We start from the raw sequence: 15,120 nt of genomic DNA on the forward strand, positions 1-15,120 counted from the left end.
TCGACCGTTCAAGCTCAAAAGGTCGTTGGCCGGCGATCCTGTGCGTTCGCGACAGGGACCATGGCCGGCCCTCTGTCTGCTCGGCTAGTCTGCAAGCGACACGCGATTCGCCGGCGCCAACGGTGGCGGAAAGCGAATCGGGCATACACTGTCGCGAGTTGATAATCGGCTGATAACACTGACCGGCGTTCAGCGCATGAGCAGGGCCGGCAGCAAGGGAGACACCCGTGGATCAGACACCGCTGATCGAGATCGGCCTGCCGATCTCGCTGATGATCATCATGGCCGGCATGGGGCTGACCCTGACGCTGGGGCATTTCCGGGAGGTGCTGCTGGCGCCGCGGGCGCTGATTGTGGGGACGGCGGCCCAGATTCTGCTGATTCCGGCGATCGCGTTCGCGGTGATCGAGATCATGGGGCTGCCGCCGCTGATCGCGGTGGGCCTGATCGTGGTGGCGGCCTGTCCGGGCGGCACCACGTCCAACGTGTTCACGTTCCTGGCGAAGGGCAACGTGGCGTTGTCGATTCTGCTGACGGTGATTGCCAGCCTGATCACCATCGTGACGCTGCCGCTTTTCACCAACATGGCGCTGGATCTCTACACGACGATGGACGCCGATGCGCCGCTGCGGCTGCCGGTGTTGCGCACGGTGGTCACGCTTGCCGTGATCGTGATTCTGCCGGTTGCCGCCGGCATGGCGCTGCGGGCGCGCCGGCCGGCGTTGGCCGCCAGCGCCGAACGCTTCGTGGGTGCCTTCGGCATGCTGGTGCTGGCCCTGCTGATCGTGGCCATTGTCTATCAGACCCGGGACGACATCCTGAGTCTGCTGGCCCAGGCCGGGCCGGCGGCCGCGATCCTGAATATCGCCGGCATTACCATCGGCCTGGCCAGCGGCTACCTCAGCGGCATCGCGCTGCGGGACGCCCTGACCATCGCCATCGAGGTGGGCATCAAGAACGGCACGCTCGGTTTGCTGGTGGCGCTGACGCTGCTGGATTCGCCCGAGATCGCCATTCCGTCCGCCGTCTACGGCGTGCTGATGTTCGGGTTCGGGGCCTTGCTGGTTGCCTGGGGGCGGCGGCGGGTTTCGCCCGTGCCGGAAAGCGGCGTTGCGCCTTGACGCGTGAGTCGGCGGCGCGTTCCGGCTGGTGTCTTGCGCTCATAGAAGATCGGCTGGCGTCATGCTTCGCGGATTCCCCGGCCCGCGCTACACTCGATGTGTGCACCGCACAGGGGAGATGGCGATGACCAACGAACTCCACGACTTGATCCTGCACGTCGACGGTTTCGATAAGCCGCTCAAGCTTCACGGGGGCTTTGAGGGCTACGACGATCCCTACCAGGCGCTGGCCGAGTACGGTTTTTTCCGGGACGCTCGCAGCGGCGAAATGCAGGTAGGCAACGCCCACATCCACATCCGCTTCGAGACGCGGCTGAAGCGCGACGACGAGTGAAAGCGGCGGACTGAAGTCCGCCCTACGACAATGGATGCTGGTGTAGGGCCGGCTTTAGCCGGCCTGTCGTTCCGGCTGGGCCTGTGAACGATACAACCGCCAATTGTTCGGGTGCGATATCGATAACAAATCCGGTCTGCTCCGGACCGGTGAAGGCGGCGGACTGAAGTCCGCCCTACAACAATGGATGCTGGTGTGGGGCCGGCTTTAGCCAGCCCTGGTGACAGCTAGTTCCCCCCTCGCGTATCCGCATGCAGGTGCTGCGTCGACTCGAACAACTGCTTCTGTTCTTCGCTGGCCTCCACCTGATAACGACGCTTCCAGTCCGGGTAGGGCATTCCGTACACGCGCTCCCGGGCCTGCTCGTAGTCCATGTCGATGCCGCGATGCTCGGCTTCCGCGCGGTACCACTTCGCCAGGCAGTTGCGGCAGAAACCGGCCAGGTTCATCAGGTCGATGTTCTGCACGTCGGTGCGTTGCTGCAGGTGCCTGATCAGGCCGCGGAAGGCGGCGGCTTCGGTTTCGATTCGAGTCTGGTCGTCCATGTTTTCCTCTGTGTTGACGCGAGATGACCGCTGCCCGGTGGGGCGGCGGCCGTGGGTTGTGCGTGCTGTTCTGGTTCCCGTCATAGGCCGGCGTTATGCTTCGAGGCCCACACAAGACCTCGGAGATTTGCCATGCACGCACGATCGGGTCTCAGCGTAGCAGCGGGCGCGCTGGTCCTCATGATGAGTGGTCCGGTGGCGGCGCAACTGCCGCTCGGCAACGGGCTGACTGGCGGCGGTACGGGCCTGTCGGTGGTGGATACCTCCGCGCTGGGCACGACGTTGCTGCAGGCCGGCTCGGATGGCGCGGTGGCCGCGACGGCGGGTACGCCGCTGGCGTCGCTTGGCGTCGCCACCTCGGACACGGTGTCGGGCGCCGCGCCGCTGGTCACGCTGCCGCTGGCCTACGCGGATTTCGTGTTCTTCGACGGCCCGGTGCCGTTGCCGCGCGTGCTGCCGGATTCGCCGGTGGATGTGCTGGCGCCGGTGCTGGCGGAACTGGGCGGCGGGGAGGGATCGGCCCTGCCCGGTCTGGCCGATCTGCCGCAGGTGAACATCGTGCCGCGGCTGGACCCGCTGCCGGTGCCGATTCCGCAGCTAGGGCAGGGCCTGGACCTGTAGGCGACCCCGCGGGGCGCGGTTGCCGCCGCCTAGAACATCGGATCGATCCGCAGGATGGCCTGGTTGTTCAGGGCGTAGGTGGTCTGGTCGGAGACGTCGCCGGCCGGCGCACGGCGGGGCCGGCGGCTTCCACCAGCACGTAGCTGCGGCCCTCGTGGGTGATCCAGGCCTGACCGGGGGCCGGCTCGGCGGCGATGCCGAGCAGATAGTGATCCGGCACCTTGACGCCGATGATGGCGGCGTCGGTGAGGTTGCCGAGGATGGCGGCCAGCAGCGCGGCCTTGGTGTCGCAGTCGCCGTAGCCCTCCGCCAGCGCCCGCGGCGGCGGGTAGAAGCCGATGATGCGGCGGCCGTTCTCCACCCCGGCCGGATGCCCGTAGGCCATGCCGCCCTGGACCAGTGCCATGGCGGCTTCCAGCGTCCATTCATGGCCGTGCCCGTGCCGGGCGGCCAGATCGCGTAACGCCCCGGCCACCGGGGTGACGCGCTCGCGGTTGCGGGCAACCACCGCGGGCACGTCGACCGACAGGCGCATGTGTCGATCGCTGAGGTGGCGGACCCGCACGCCGCGGGCCTGCAGGTAGCGGGTCATCTCGTGATCCAGCGCCGCCTGGTCGCAACCGGTGGTGGCGCGGCAGCGCTCGACGATGGCGTCCAGTTCCGACTGGAACACGCCGAACTCGCTGGCAGCTTCGTGGCTCCAGGCGACTGGCATGTCGAAGTTAATGGCCACCGGGTTGCCGTCGAAATCGTGGAAGCGGGCGTTGAACTGGTACTCGCCGTTGCCGGCCAGCGTCTTGTTCAGCGCTTGCCAGCCGCCGGGCCAGACCTCCTGGCCCGAGGCCACCGAGGCCGGCTCGGTTTTCGACGCCCGGACCTCGCCGGCGCCGGCCCCGGGGTGCCAGACAAGCGTCAGCGCCAGCAGCAGCCCGAGGCCGGGCAGACGAGGATGGCGGGCGAGGGGTGATGCGGTCATGGCCGATTCCGTGCAGTGTTGACTGGAGCGATGGCCGCTGGAATCCGGATGCGTTGTTGCGCGGTCCCGGTTCCGTCGTGCCTGACAAGGGCATCGGCCCGGCAACATGGCGACTTGATGACGACGCGTATTGGCCTGCGCGGTGGCTGGCGACCGCAAACGCCTGGTAGTCAATGGCTCGGGGCGGGCGCCGACACGGCGGACGGAAAATGCTGACAGCAGAATCCGCCCCGCCGCATGGCCGGCATGTCGAATTACGACGGGCCTCGCCGGCGCTCGCGGTTGCGGCACAATGGGCGGGTTGCCCGCTGATTAGTGACGCCGATGGCCTTTGAAACGCTTGTCTACGAAACCCGCGGCCCGATCGCCGCCATCACGCTCAATCGTCCGGACCGGCTGAATACCATCGTCCCGCCCATGCCGGACGAGTTCGAGGTGGCCATCGATGCGGCCACGCGGGATGCCGCGGTGAAGGTGATCGTGCTGCGCGGGGCCGGTCGGACCTTCTGTGCCGGCTACGATTTCGGCGGCGGTTTCGAGCACTGGGATGACTACATCACCACCGACGGCCGCTGGGACGCGGGCAAGGATTTCGCCTTCGCCACCGCGCCGCAGATCGCCCCCACCCAGAAGTTCATGAGCATGTGGCGTTGCCCCAAGCCGGTGATCGCCCAGGTGCATGGCTGGTGCGTGGGCGGCGGCAGTGATACCGCGCTGTGCGCGGATCTGGTGATTGCGTCCGACGATGCCTGCATCGGCACGCCGTACTCGCGCATGTGGGGTGCCTATCTGTCCGGCATGTGGCTGTACCGGCTGGGGCTGGCCAAGGCCAAGGAATACGCGCTGACCGGCAAGCCGCTGTCCGGCCGCGAGGCGGCGGACGTGCAGTTGATCAACCAGGCCGTGCCGTTCGCCGAGCTGGAAGACACGGTGCTGGCGCAGGCCGAGCAGCTGGCCTCGATTCCGGCCTCGCAACTGGCGGCGATGAAGCTGATGGTCAACCAGGCCTACGAGAACATGGGCCTTGCCAGCACCCAGACGCTGGGCCCGATCCTGGACGGGCTGATGCGCAACACGCCGGATGCCCTGAGCTTCATCGACAAGGCCGAGCGCGAGGGCGTGCGTGCAGCGGTGACCGCGCGCGACGGCCCGTTCGGCGACTACACCCAAGCCCCGTCGGCGCAGCGCCCCGATCCGGCCAACGAGGTGGCGGTTGCGGTGCCCTGGCGCCGGGACTGATCCGGGGCACGCATCACGCCCGGGCAGCCGGGCCCGGACGTGACGCAGCCGTTCAGGCAGCCTTGCCGACCACCATGCCGCGGTAGCTCTCGATGATGTCCATGAACTCGTTGGTTTCCGCGGGCGGCACGCCGACCGAGTACAGCGTGTTGCGGATTTCGTGCGCGGTCACGTCGAACTCGTATTCACTCAGGCCCAGGTTCTTGTGCGCCTCGAACATGTCGCGGCCGATGTAGCACTTGGGCCCGCCGGTCACCTCGATACTCCAGGCCGTGACCATGAACTTGTAGCCGGCCTTGTACGGCTCGACGTGAAAATCCTTCACGCCCTGGTTCATGTTGTTGAGCGTCTGGTTCACGTGCAGACGGTCGATCAGCACGTCCACCGCCCCCGAAATGGCATAGGCGCCGCCGAGGCGCTCGTAGAGTGATTGTTCCGACATCCTCTCCTCCTTGTTCGCTTGATTGCGCGTGGCCGGCTGCCTCCGCAGGGCCGGGCCACGGGTTTTGGTAGCACGCCCGGCGGATACTGGCAAGACAAACAATGGGAAAGCCAAGAATTGTGGAAATGCTCCCATGCAGGGCTAGACTGGTGGCCGAACGAATTTCCACACGGAGCGGTTGGCCATGACCGAGCAGGCGCGTCTGCTGGATATCTTCATCGCCCCCGACGCGGGCGCGCCGATGCAGTCGGTCGAGCGCTGCTGGGCCCTGGTAGAGACGGGGCTGGAGGGCGACCGCTACGCCCGGCGCTGCGGCACGTTTTCGGCGCGCAACCCGGCGGTGGCCGGGTCGCGGCCGGTGTCGCTGATTGCCGCCGAAGCGGTGGCCGAATGCAACGAGCGACTGGGCACCGACATCGCCGCGCAAGTGATGCGGCGCAACCTCCTGGTCTCCGGCATCGACCTGAAGGCGGCCATCGGCTCGGTGCTGTATATCGGCGAGGTGGAACTCGAGGTGATGAGCACCTGCCCGCCTTGCAGCTATCTGTCGCGCCTGCTGGGGGCGGATATGCGGGCGGGCCTGCGGAATCTCGGCGGGGTGCGCGCCACCGTGCGCGAGCCCGGCGAGCTGGAAGTGGGGACCGCGATCGAGCTGGTGCCGGGCTGATCCTGGCCGTTGACCGGGCCCCGGGGCCGTATCCGGGGAGAGAGATTGCGTCGCCGCCTTCGGCGACTCGCAATGACCGTCCTTCTCTGGAACTAGGCTGCGGCCAGCCGCTCGACCGCCCGTTCGGCATCCGCCTGCAGGCGCTTCGCCGTCCGAGCCGTCTGCAGGTAGCGCCAGACCGAATCGTGACCGACCGGGTTGAGCCGGCAGCGCCGCAGCCACCAGGGAAAGTGCTGGTTGGCGCGCAGCAGGTTCTGCAGGCTGATGTTCAGGCAGCCGGGCAGGTCGCCGGCCTGTTCCGGATGCGGGACGACCTGGCAGATCTGGTTGCGATCATCGTCGCTCAGGTCCAGCAGGGCGATGCGGGCCACCAGCGCGGCGCTGAACACCTGCTGGCACATGAATACCGACTGCAGAGCGATCTCGCCCGGCGCGAACATCGGCCGCGGGTCCAGCCGGGCCAGGCCGTTGGCGGTGCAGTCGACATGCAGCGTCCGGCCGTCGGTGGGCAGGCTGCCCTGTTCCAGGCGGATTTCGTCCGCGGTGATCGCTTCCACCCGGCCCAGCCGGACGACGTCGTCGATGCGGCGCAGCGCGGCCAGTTCGTCGCGGTTGACGGTGGCGCAGCGCCATTTGGTCGGGCGGACGGTGTCGTCCAGGCGCATGATGCTGCCCTGCTGCTCCAGCCGCAGGAACACGTCATCGACGGTCCCGGCCTCGACCATCACCTGCGTCATGCGCATCAGTTCCGCCCCGACGATGCCGGGCTGGATGCTGGCACGATCCCACAGCCAGGCGTCGTTGGGCACGATCCATTGGATGCGCTCGGCGGCCACGCCGCGTTCCAGCAGGTAGAGCACGGCGTCGATCCCGGTCTTGCCGCCGCCGATCACGGCATAGCGTTCCCAGGGTTGCCGGATGGCCGCCAGATGGTTGATCGGAATCAGCGCAGCGGCCGGGTCCACCTCGAACCGGGGCGGACGCATGGCCGGCACTTCCACGTTCATGCAGGTGGCGTCCACCACGCGCTGATGGGTGGTGACCTCGATGCGGCGTTCCGCATCCAGCGCGGATACCAGCTGGCCGTTGCCGCGGTACTCGGTCTGGGGCAGGAACTCGACCCGGCCGCTGGCCAGGAACCGCTTCATCAGCGCTTCGTAATAGGCCAGTATCCGGGTGCGCGAGGCCAGGTCGGCGCCGCCCTCACCGAGTTTCGCCGAGGGCGCGCCGTAGAAGGCGGCCGGCTGGTGCAGCGTGACGAACGGGTACGCATCCAGCCAGTGGCCGCCGGCCCGGTCGCGCCGGTCGGCGAGGATGATGCGGGCATCGGGCCGGGCTTCGAACACCACGTCGGCGAAGGCCATGCCCATGGCCCCGGCGCCGATGATGAGGTAGTCCGTCTGGCGTTGTTCCGCCGCCATGATCAGCGATCCCCGGCGTCGCGCCCGAACGCCTGCACCATCAGGATGACCATCGCGGCCATGGCCACGAACGCGAACACGAACGCCGGCAGCAGGCCGATGATGCCGGCGATGTTGGTGTCGCCGAAGCGGTTGTCGCCAAAGGTCAGGGCGCGGCTGGGGGCGAACAGCGCACCCCAGTAGAAGATGGTGTTGGCGTAGCCGGTGCCCACGAACATCCAGCCCAGGTGGAAGGCCGGGCGTTCCGGGATGCGCATCACATGGATCAGCACCGCGCCAGCGAATACCAGCAGGCCGTTGAGCAGGCCGCCCACGTGGGCCCGCGCCCAGGCGGCGCCGTCACCGGGCAGGCTGATCTGGAGGATGGTGCCCGGGAAGATTTCCAGGCCGCCCACCAGGCTGGTGGCCAGGCCGAAGCCCGCCACCAGGGCGATGAAGATCACGATGGCGCCGTGGCCCACCATCCTGCGCTGACGTCGATCCATCACGGTGTCTCCCCCGTCTCGTTGTTGTGGAATCATTCTGTCAGCAAATTTGGCGTTTTGCCCCACCTTTCCGCCGGGTCGGTACGGCGCATGATGCCGACGCCGAGGCATGTTTCTTGCTGGATATTCACGGCACCTTCCGATGAAGCGCCGTCACCATGTCCATCCCCGTTTGCTGCATCGCCTGCGAACCCAAGGAGGAGCGACTCATCCGCGGCCTGTTATCGGCCTTCGGATCCCGCCTGAATGCCGAATTCGCTTACGTTGCGCCGGAACTGGCGCAGTTGCGGATCGTGGACACGCGACAGCCGCTGGGCCGCGAAATCATCGAACTCAGCGGGCCGGATCAGTTGCACCATCTTGTGGCACTGGTGCCGGGGCGGCACGAGGAGGGGGAGCCGGATGCGCCGACGGGGGTCATCTGCCTGAAACTGCCGCTGTCGGGCAACGCCTTCATCCAGGCGATGAACACCTACGCCGAATCGCACGAACCGGCCCCCCCGCCGGCGCCGGCGGACGAGGGCGGCCGCTACTACCGCGGGGTGGCGGTGCCGCGATCAGCGCCGCCATCCGGCGATGCCGAACCCGGCCCGCGGCGACGTATCGTCTACCGGGGCCAGGTGATCGAGAAGTAGCGAGCTCGGTTACCGCGGATCAGCAGCGGCCCTGCTTGGCCAGGCCGGGCGGGCAGAAGCCGCCGCGGGGGGCGCGATCGCGATAGTAGCGACGATTGTCGTATCGCGGGTCGTAGCGCCCGCGGTCATCGTAATAGTAGTCGTCACGGCGGTCGGTGCTGATCGCGGCACCGCCGGCGGCGCCCACGGCACCACCGAGAATGGCGCCGTTGCGCCCGCCGATCTCGTTACCGATGGCGGCACCGGCCGCACCGCCCAGCCCGCCGCCGATCGCCGCGTCCAGGGTGTCCCGGTCGGCGAAGGCCGGCGCCGCGGTCAGTGCGGTGGCCAGGCTGATCATCACAAGGGGCTTGTTCATGCTCGATATCCTCTGCGCTTTCACGGAGCCTCGTTTTCGGCGAGCCGAGCATCGCGCGTCCTGCCTGAACCCCGGCTGAATCGGGCCGGTGCGGGTGGTGGTCCCGGCGGGCGAGCGGGTGCATGATGGTGGGCCGATCAACAACAAGACGAGGTGGGACTCATGAGCAGAACGCTGATCGCCGCATACGGTGCGGCCAGTTATTTCCTATTTCTGGGCACTTTCCTCTATCTCATCGGGTTCATCGCCGGCATCGGCGTGCCCAAGGGCGTGGATGACGGGCCGCTGGTGGCCTGGCCGTTGGCGCTGGGCGTCAACCTCGGCCTGATCGCCCTGTTCGGGGTGCAGCATTCGGTCATGGCCCGGCCGGGCTTCAAGCGGTTATGGACCCGGGTGGTGCCGCCGGCAGCGGAACGCAGCACCTACGTGCTGCTGTCCAGCGTGGCGCTGATCGTGCTGTATCTGGCCTGGCTGCCGATGCCGGCCCAGGTCTGGTCGGTGGAGGCGTCGTGGCTGCGGGGCCTGCTCTGGACGCTGTTCGGCCTGGGCTGGGCTGTGGCGCTGGTGTCCACCTTCCTGATCGATCATTTCGATCTGTTCGGGCTGCGGCAGGTCTGGCACCACTGGCGGGGCACGGAATGCCCGTCGCATCCGTTCTTCACGCCGGCCTTCTACCGCTGGGTACGTCACCCGCTGATGACCGGTTTCCTGATGGTGTTCTGGCTGGTGCCGGACATGACCGTCGGCCATCTGGTATTCAGCGCCGGCATGACCGCCTACATCGTCGTGGGCACGCTGTACGAGGAACGCGACCTGATCGCGGCCTTCGGTGAGCGCTATCGCCGGTATGCCGCGTCCGTGCCGCGTTTCATTCCGATGCCCGGGCGACGCACTGGCGAATGACGTGATCGCCGGCCGGCGGTTGGGAGGGGTGGAACGGCCGGTTATGATGGCGTATGCGTTTGCGCAGTTATCGCCGGCACGAGGCCGACTACGGTCCGTATGACGCTGACCTCGGGGTCGTAACGTCCGATGGCGTCCGCCCGCTGACCCGGCTGTCCGATTTCTATGCCGACCCGGCGAGCTGGCAACAGCGGGCGGTGGCCTGCGATGCGCCTCCGCTGTCGCCGGGCACCTTCGACCTCGCCCCGCCCGTGCCACCCACCGCCAAACTGCTGTGCGCGGCCATCAATTACCGCAGCCACGGCGAGGAAACCGGCTTCGAGCCCCCGAAGTATCCCAACCTGTTCGCCCGCTGGACGGCCTGTCTGTCCACCGACGGCACCGAGGTGCCGGTACCGGTGGCCGAACATCACGGCCTGGACTGGGAAGTGGAACTGGGGGTGATTGTCGGACGGCCGTTGTACAACGCCGATCCCGATCAGGCGCAGGCCGCCATCCTCGGGTACACGGTGTTCAACGACATCAGCGGCCGGGTCAATCAGGGACGCGCCAACCGCCAGGCCAAGGGCCAGTGGGCGCTGGGCAAGAACGGCGATGCCAGCGCGGCCATCGGGTCGGACATCGTTACCGCCGATGCGCTGGATGCGGACAATCTCCGCCTGGGCACCCGCCTGAACGGCGAGACCATGCAGGACGGCAATACCCGCGACATGATCTTCGGCATTGCCGAGATGCTGGCCTTCGCCTCGCGCGGACTGACCCTGCAACCCGGCGACCTGCTGGCCACCGGCACCCCGGCCGGCGTCGGCGTGGGCCGCAAGCCGCCACGCTTCATGCAGCCCGGCGACACCGTGGAAGCGTTTGTCGACGGTGTGGGGTCGGTCGTCAGCAGGATCGTGGCGGCCGAGTGACGCGGCGTCTGGCACCCTGTCCGGCGCAGAGTTATTTCACGGCAGGAATTAACCATGTGGCGCACCATGCTGATAGCCATCAGCCTGACCCTGATGGCGGGCACCGCTGCGGGCGAGGCGAAAGTTGATCTCGGTATCGATGCCGAGACGGACGCCGGCCTGGATTCCGGGATGAAGCTCGAGGACGACGTCGACGTGAATCTCGAGGCCGAGACCGAGGCCGGCGCCGCGTCCGGTGACGAGGGCGTCGATGCCGATGGAAAAGCCGATGCCGACTGGTCGGCTTCGGAGGATGCGGGCAGCCGTTAGCGGTCGCGGCCGGGGCGGGCCGGCGTTGCGTTCAGTCCGAGTTCAGATGGTCCCTGGCACCGCCGGCTGCCTTTCATTGCACCGCGGCATCGCGCGAGCGGGGTCGTGGCTGACGCGGGATATGGCTTAAGATTCGGCGAAGCACCCGTTCGACTCTGCTGTCATGCGCTGTTTGAGATTGACCAACCCTGTATCGGCCCCGGCATGCCGGATCGGCCTCGGCCTGCTGTTCGCCGGCGGCCTGCTGTTGACCGGGACTGCCCAGGCCCAGCAGCAGCTCACCTTCGCGCCGGCGGGCCAGTCCACGACCGCCGACATCGATGCGGCCGGTGCCCGGGTGGTGTTTCAGTCCACCGCCAATCTCGACGACGGGGTGGGCAATGCGGACGGCTCGAGCGAAATTTTCGCGGTGGATGCGGATGGCGCGAATCTGGTTCAGCTGACCCAGTCCGCCCTGGCCTCGACCCAGCCGGCCATCGCCGGTGACGGCTCACGGGTGGCGTTCGTCTCCAGCGCCGATCTCACCGGGGGTAACGCCGATGGCGGGCCGGAAATCTTCCTGGTGGACGCGAGCGATGGCGGCAATCCGGTCCAGGTCACGGATACCGCCCCGGGCAGCGGCATTGCCCAGCCCGATCTCTCGGCCGATGCGAGTCGGATTGCGTTCACCGCAACGGCCAATCTCACCGGTGAGAATGGCGACGCCAGCCGCGAACTGTTTGCCGTGGACGCCGACGGCGAGAACCTGGTGCAACTGACCACCGGGCCGGCTGGCACCGCGGTGGGATTCGCGCGCCTGCAGTCGGATGGCAGCCAAGTGGTCTTTTCCTCGGCCGCGAATTTCGCCGGGAGCAATGGCAACGGCAACAGTGAAATCTTCCTGGTCGACGCCGACGGCAGCGAGTCGTCCGTACAGCTCACCGACACCGTGGCCGGCGCCTCGATCCGCCCCGACATCGCCGACAATGGCCGCATCGCGTTCGAATCCACCGCGGCGCTGGATGACAACCCGCAGGGCACCAGTGCCGTTTTCGTGATGGATGCCGATGGCGACAACCTGCAGGCCCTCACCGGCCCTGACGAGGGCAGCGCCGGTTTCGTGCGCATTGCCGGAGACGGCAGCCGGGTGGTGTTCCAGGCCACCGCCGGCGTCAGCGGCGATAATCCGGATGGCGGCCCCGAAGTGTTCATCATCGATGCCGATGGCGGTGATCCGGACCGCCTGACCAGCGGCGGGCTGGCGTCGGAACAGCCGGCGATTACCGGGGATGCCGGTCAGGTGGCGTTCCAGTCCGCGGCCAATCTGGCCGGCAACAACGCCGAGGGCAACGTCGAAATATTCATCATCGATCCGGCGGATGCCGACGATGATGATGACGGCGGCAACGGCGGCGGCGATGATTCCTTCGTCTGTGACAGCCTCGGCAGCGGTTGCAGTTTCTGTGACGACGACGATCAGACCGCCGCCATCGACCGCGACGTGGACCCGCTCTTCGCGTTGCTCTGCGGGATTGCGGTCTGGCGCATTCGCGCCCGCGGCCGTCCGGCCGGGGAGAAACCGCATGACTGACACCATCGGGCGCGGCCATTGCCGGTGCGGCGCGATCGAACTGACCGTCACGGGCGCGGCCCTGATGCGTGGCCTCTGCCATTGCACCATCTGCCAGGCGTTCAATGAGGCGCCCTACGCGGATATCACCCTGTTCCGGTCCCGCGATGTGCAGGTGAATGCGCCCGAACGGGTGCGGTTCGACACCTACCGGCCGCCGCCCGCGGTGCAGCGCGGCAAGTGTGCGGACTGCGAGCAGCCCGCGATCGAATATCTCGACCTGCCCGGCTTGCCGAAGCTGGCCATCGTGCCCTCGGCGAATCTGCAGGAGCTCCCCGGCCTGCCGGATCCGGCGCTGCATATTTTCTACCACCGGCGAACGGCCGACGTTGACGACGGCCTGCCCAGGTTCAGCGGCTACTGGCGCAGTCAGCTCGCCTTCTCGTGGCGGGTGATGGCGGCACTCTGGCGCACCCGTTAGGCAGTCTCGCCGTGGTTGGCCAGTGCCAGCAGTACGTCGGCATGGCAGGGCTGATCCAGCGGGCAGAAGCAGGCCAGATTTCGGCCCCGTAGCGGCGCCAGCCAGGCGGCTACGCTCGCATCCAGCCCGCGACGGCGGGCGCTGGCATGGCCCCGCACGATTGCCAGGATGGCGCCGGATTCGCAATCCGCCCGGAAGCGGGCGACGCATTCGGCGGCATCGCCGTGCTCACCCACGCGATACGGATTCCCCCAGATACCGGGCCGCGCCACGCTGACGGTATTCGCCGGCAGGCGCCAGCCGCGGGTTCGTTTTTGCTGCACGCGGTGGGGCATGGATGGTACCTCGCGCCTCGGGGCGGCCCCGACTTTCGTTTCGGCATTTGCCACCGTAATCCCTGCTATCGTAGCGCTGAACAAGCAAGGAGGAGGCGGCCACCATGACAGAGCGTGTTCAGCGCCCGGCCAAACCGGATGTGAGCGGATTCAACCCGCTGCAGAGTCTGCGCCGGCGGGTGGGGCAGACCCGCGACGCCCTGACGGCGGCATCGCACCTGTTCGATACCCGGGCGGTCAGCCGGGAAACCGCCGAACTGGCCCGCGAGATGATCGCGATCCTGCGCGGGGACTCGGCCATCACCATTGATCCCAGGGACAAGCGCTTCCGCGACCCGACCTGGGAGGAAAATCCGTTCTTCCGGCGGCTGGCCCAGACCTACTTCGCCTTCTGCCGCGCGGTGGATAACAGCGTGGCCGAAACCGGCGACTGGAAGGAGCACGAGCGGGCCGAGATTCTGGCCGACATCGTTACCTCCAGCCTGTCGCCTACCAATCTGCTGTTCTCCAACCCGGCCGCGTTGAAGCGGGCGGTGGAAACCCGCGGCGGCAGCCTGGTCAACGGCCTGCGCAACTTCCTGACCGACCTGCGGCAGAACGGCGGCATGCCCCGGCACGTCGACCGCAATGCCTTCGAGGTGGGCAAGGACCTGGCGGTGTCACCCGGGGCGGTGGTGTTCCGCAACGAGGTGCTGGAAATCCTGCAGTACCAGCCGCAGTGCAAGCAGGTTCACAAGCGCCCGATCCTGGTGATGTCGCCGCAGATCAACAAGTTCTACTTCATGGACCTGGCGCCGGGCCGCAGCTTCATTGAATACGCGGCGCAGAACGGCATCCAGATATTCGTGGTGAGCTGGCGCAATCCCGGGCCCGAGCAGTCGCACTGGAACTTCGAGACCTATATCGAGGCCCTGCTGGAAGCGATCGACGCGGTGCTGGACATCACCAAGTCGCCGGACCTCAACACCATGGGCTTCTGCGCCGGCGGCATCACCCAGTCGGCGCTGCTCGGGCACATGACTAACCGGGGCGACAAGCGCGTGCACTCGCTGTCCTATGCGGTGACGCTGCTGGATTTCTCGGTGCCGACCATGGTCGGGGCGCTCAACAACGACCAGATTCTCGATTCCAGCAGGCGCGACTCGGCCCGGCGCGGCGTGCTGCCGGGCAAGACCCTGCGCACGCTGTTCGCCTGGTTCCGGCCCAATGATCTGGTCTGGACCTTCTGGGTGAACAACTACCTGATGGGTAACGACCCGCCCAAGTTCGACATCCTGGCCTGGAACAACGACAGCACCAATCTTCCTGCCGGGCTGCACGCGGACTTCCTGGATGTGTTCCAGAACAACCCGATCCCCGCCGGGGAGCTGGAAATGTTCGGCGAGCGGGTGGACCTGAGCAAGCTCAAGATGGATGCGTTCGTGACCGGGGCGGTTACCGACCACCTCACGCCCTGGCGGGCCTGCTATCGCACCACCCAGTTGCTGGGCGGCAAGAGCCAGTTCCTGCTCAGCAACGCCGGCCACGTGGCCAGCCTGGTGAATCCGCCGGGCAACCCCAAGGCCAGCTATTTCCGCAACGATACCAATAAGCCGCCGGCCGACCCGGACGAGTGGTACGCCGATGCTACCCAGGAAACCGGTTCCTGGTGGGAGTACTGGCTGGAATGGATCCAGGCCCGTAGCGGCGAGAAGAAGAACGCCCCGCGCAAGCTGGGCAGCAAGAACTATCCGGCGCTGGATCCGGCCCCGGGCACCTACATCTTCGAGGAGCCGGGCGAGGGATAGC

General features: G+C 67.3%; 19 protein-coding genes. 12 read left to right on the forward strand and 7 right to left on the reverse strand.

Translation table 11 applies throughout. The features are described from left to right. Window positions 1-227 precede the first annotated feature (227 nt). On the forward strand, window positions 228-1,121 hold the full coding sequence (locus tag RM532_RS06750; RefSeq protein WP_311652450.1) for a bile acid:sodium symporter family protein: 894 nt from the start codon (window positions 228-230) through the stop codon (window positions 1,119-1,121). A gap of 124 nt (window positions 1,122-1,245) precedes the next feature. Next, window positions 1,246-1,455, forward strand: coding sequence for a hypothetical protein (locus tag RM532_RS06755; protein ID WP_311652451.1), 210 nt, complete (start codon window positions 1,246-1,248; stop codon window positions 1,453-1,455). A gap of 227 nt (window positions 1,456-1,682) precedes the next feature. On the opposite strand, the gene RM532_RS06760 is transcribed toward RM532_RS06755, so the two are convergent. Beyond that, window positions 1,683-2,000 carry a DUF1244 domain-containing protein gene (locus RM532_RS06760; RefSeq protein ID WP_311652452.1) on the reverse strand — a complete coding sequence of 106 codons (318 nt, stop codon included), beginning with the start codon at window positions 1,998-2,000 and terminating at the stop codon, window positions 1,683-1,685. A gap of 132 nt (window positions 2,001-2,132) precedes the next feature. Between RM532_RS06760 and RM532_RS06765 the strand changes: the two genes are divergently transcribed. Beyond that, window positions 2,133-2,621 carry a hypothetical protein gene (locus RM532_RS06765; protein ID WP_311652453.1) on the forward strand — a complete coding sequence of 163 codons (489 nt, stop codon included), beginning with the start codon at window positions 2,133-2,135 and terminating at the stop codon, window positions 2,619-2,621. Window positions 2,622-2,688: 67 nt separating this feature from the next. Here the strand turns inward: RM532_RS06765 and RM532_RS06770 are convergent, their stop codons facing one another. Beyond that, window positions 2,689-3,597 (reverse strand): hypothetical protein, encoded by a 909-nt coding sequence (locus RM532_RS06770; protein ID WP_311652454.1) that lies wholly within the window; start codon window positions 3,595-3,597, stop codon window positions 2,689-2,691. Window positions 3,598-3,921: 324 nt separating this feature from the next. Here RM532_RS06770 and RM532_RS06775 point away from each other — a divergent pair, with 324 nt between their 5' ends. Beyond that, window positions 3,922-4,836, forward strand: coding sequence for a crotonase/enoyl-CoA hydratase family protein (locus RM532_RS06775; RefSeq protein WP_311652455.1), 915 nt, complete (start codon window positions 3,922-3,924; stop codon window positions 4,834-4,836). A 52-nt stretch (window positions 4,837-4,888) separates the two neighbouring features. Here the strand turns inward: RM532_RS06775 and RM532_RS06780 are convergent, their stop codons facing one another. After that, window positions 4,889-5,278 carry a group I truncated hemoglobin gene (locus RM532_RS06780; RefSeq protein ID WP_311652456.1) on the reverse strand — a complete coding sequence of 130 codons (390 nt, stop codon included), beginning with the start codon at window positions 5,276-5,278 and terminating at the stop codon, window positions 4,889-4,891. A 184-nt stretch (window positions 5,279-5,462) separates the two neighbouring features. Between RM532_RS06780 and RM532_RS06785 the strand changes: the two genes are divergently transcribed. Further along, window positions 5,463-5,945 carry an MOSC domain-containing protein gene (locus RM532_RS06785; RefSeq protein WP_311652457.1) on the forward strand — a complete coding sequence of 161 codons (483 nt, stop codon included), beginning with the start codon at window positions 5,463-5,465 and terminating at the stop codon, window positions 5,943-5,945. Between the two features lie 92 nt (window positions 5,946-6,037). Here RM532_RS06785 and RM532_RS06790 read toward each other — a convergent pair whose 3' ends face one another. Together RM532_RS06790 and styC are read right to left on the reverse strand one after the other, a co-directional pair. Continuing rightward, a complete protein-coding gene (locus RM532_RS06790; RefSeq protein ID WP_311652458.1) occupies window positions 6,038-7,366 on the reverse strand; it encodes an NAD(P)/FAD-dependent oxidoreductase in 1,329 nt (442 codons plus the stop codon). 2 nt (window positions 7,367-7,368) lie between these two features. Next, the gene (styC, locus tag RM532_RS06795; protein ID WP_311652459.1) at window positions 7,369-7,851 is read right to left on the reverse strand and encodes a styrene-oxide isomerase StyC; all 483 of its coding nucleotides are present in this window, start codon (window positions 7,849-7,851) and stop codon (window positions 7,369-7,371) included. A 158-nt stretch (window positions 7,852-8,009) separates the two neighbouring features. Between styC and RM532_RS06800 the strand changes: the two genes are divergently transcribed. Continuing rightward, window positions 8,010-8,486 carry a hypothetical protein gene (locus RM532_RS06800; protein WP_311652460.1) on the forward strand — a complete coding sequence of 159 codons (477 nt, stop codon included), beginning with the start codon at window positions 8,010-8,012 and terminating at the stop codon, window positions 8,484-8,486. Between the two features lie 19 nt (window positions 8,487-8,505). Here the strand turns inward: RM532_RS06800 and RM532_RS06805 are convergent, their stop codons facing one another. After that, entirely contained in the window at window positions 8,506-8,844 is a 339-nt protein-coding gene (locus tag RM532_RS06805) for a hypothetical protein (protein WP_311652461.1), read from the reverse strand. Window positions 8,845-9,006: 162 nt separating this feature from the next. Here RM532_RS06805 and mddA point away from each other — a divergent pair, with 162 nt between their 5' ends. The 5 genes from mddA to RM532_RS06830 all read left to right on the forward strand — a co-directional run bounded on the left by mddA (window position 9,007) and on the right by RM532_RS06830 (window position 12,997). After that, on the forward strand, window positions 9,007-9,747 hold the full coding sequence (mddA, locus tag RM532_RS06810) for a methanethiol S-methyltransferase (protein WP_311652462.1): 741 nt from the start codon (window positions 9,007-9,009) through the stop codon (window positions 9,745-9,747). Between the two features lie 53 nt (window positions 9,748-9,800). After that, a complete protein-coding gene (locus tag RM532_RS06815; RefSeq protein WP_311652463.1) occupies window positions 9,801-10,658 on the forward strand; it encodes a fumarylacetoacetate hydrolase family protein in 858 nt (285 codons plus the stop codon). A gap of 54 nt (window positions 10,659-10,712) precedes the next feature. Beyond that, window positions 10,713-10,967 carry a hypothetical protein gene (locus RM532_RS06820; RefSeq protein ID WP_311652465.1) on the forward strand — a complete coding sequence of 85 codons (255 nt, stop codon included), beginning with the start codon at window positions 10,713-10,715 and terminating at the stop codon, window positions 10,965-10,967. Between the two features lie 163 nt (window positions 10,968-11,130). After that, on the forward strand, window positions 11,131-12,537 hold the full coding sequence (locus RM532_RS06825; protein WP_311652466.1) for a TolB family protein: 1,407 nt from the start codon (window positions 11,131-11,133) through the stop codon (window positions 12,535-12,537). Next, complete coding sequence (locus RM532_RS06830) at window positions 12,530-12,997, forward strand: GFA family protein (protein ID WP_311652467.1); 468 nt, start codon at window positions 12,530-12,532, stop codon at window positions 12,995-12,997. Before RM532_RS06825 ends, RM532_RS06830 begins: the two co-directional genes overlap by 8 nt. On the opposite strand, the gene RM532_RS06835 is transcribed toward RM532_RS06830, so the two are convergent. Further along, the gene (locus RM532_RS06835; RefSeq protein ID WP_311652468.1) at window positions 12,994-13,332 is read right to left on the reverse strand and encodes a DUF4326 domain-containing protein; all 339 of its coding nucleotides are present in this window, start codon (window positions 13,330-13,332) and stop codon (window positions 12,994-12,996) included. The two genes, RM532_RS06830 and RM532_RS06835, sit on opposite strands and share 4 nt — an antisense overlap. Before the next feature lie 104 nt (window positions 13,333-13,436). On the opposite strand from RM532_RS06835, the gene RM532_RS06840 reads away from it, so the two are divergent. After that, complete coding sequence (locus tag RM532_RS06840; protein ID WP_311652469.1) at window positions 13,437-15,119, forward strand: PHA/PHB synthase family protein; 1,683 nt, start codon at window positions 13,437-13,439, stop codon at window positions 15,117-15,119. The last annotated feature ends 1 nt before the right edge of the window (window position 15,120 follow it).

It is taken from the genome of Spectribacter hydrogenoxidans (assembly GCF_031846275.1).
Taxonomy (GTDB): domain Bacteria; phylum Pseudomonadota; class Gammaproteobacteria; order Nevskiales; family Salinisphaeraceae; genus Spectribacter; species Spectribacter hydrogenoxidans.

Coding starts and splice junctions, on each gene's coding strand:
- RM532_RS06755 (WP_311652451.1), top strand. CDS start 1,246: ATGACCAACGAACTCCACGACTTGATCCTGCACGTCGACGGTTTCGAT.
- RM532_RS06760 (WP_311652452.1), bottom strand. CDS start 2,000: ATGGACGACCAGACTCGAATCGAAACCGAAGCCGCCGCCTTCCGCGGC.
- RM532_RS06765 (WP_311652453.1), top strand. CDS start 2,133: ATGCACGCACGATCGGGTCTCAGCGTAGCAGCGGGCGCGCTGGTCCTC.
- RM532_RS06770 (WP_311652454.1), bottom strand. CDS start 3,597: ATGACCGCATCACCCCTCGCCCGCCATCCTCGTCTGCCCGGCCTCGGG.
- RM532_RS06775 (WP_311652455.1), top strand. CDS start 3,922: ATGGCCTTTGAAACGCTTGTCTACGAAACCCGCGGCCCGATCGCCGCC.
- RM532_RS06780 (WP_311652456.1), bottom strand. CDS start 5,278: ATGTCGGAACAATCACTCTACGAGCGCCTCGGCGGCGCCTATGCCATT.
- RM532_RS06785 (WP_311652457.1), top strand. CDS start 5,463: ATGACCGAGCAGGCGCGTCTGCTGGATATCTTCATCGCCCCCGACGCG.
- RM532_RS06790 (WP_311652458.1), bottom strand. CDS start 7,366: ATGGCGGCGGAACAACGCCAGACGGACTACCTCATCATCGGCGCCGGG.
- styC (WP_311652459.1), bottom strand. CDS start 7,851: ATGGATCGACGTCAGCGCAGGATGGTGGGCCACGGCGCCATCGTGATC.
- RM532_RS06800 (WP_311652460.1), top strand. CDS start 8,010: ATGTCCATCCCCGTTTGCTGCATCGCCTGCGAACCCAAGGAGGAGCGA.
- RM532_RS06805 (WP_311652461.1), bottom strand. CDS start 8,844: ATGAACAAGCCCCTTGTGATGATCAGCCTGGCCACCGCACTGACCGCG.
- mddA (WP_311652462.1), top strand. CDS start 9,007: ATGAGCAGAACGCTGATCGCCGCATACGGTGCGGCCAGTTATTTCCTA.
- RM532_RS06815 (WP_311652463.1), top strand. CDS start 9,801: ATGCGTTTGCGCAGTTATCGCCGGCACGAGGCCGACTACGGTCCGTAT.
- RM532_RS06820 (WP_311652465.1), top strand. CDS start 10,713: ATGTGGCGCACCATGCTGATAGCCATCAGCCTGACCCTGATGGCGGGC.
- RM532_RS06825 (WP_311652466.1), top strand. CDS start 11,131: ATGCGCTGTTTGAGATTGACCAACCCTGTATCGGCCCCGGCATGCCGG.
- RM532_RS06830 (WP_311652467.1), top strand. CDS start 12,530: ATGACTGACACCATCGGGCGCGGCCATTGCCGGTGCGGCGCGATCGAA.
- RM532_RS06835 (WP_311652468.1), bottom strand. CDS start 13,332: ATGCCCCACCGCGTGCAGCAAAAACGAACCCGCGGCTGGCGCCTGCCG.
- RM532_RS06840 (WP_311652469.1), top strand. CDS start 13,437: ATGACAGAGCGTGTTCAGCGCCCGGCCAAACCGGATGTGAGCGGATTC.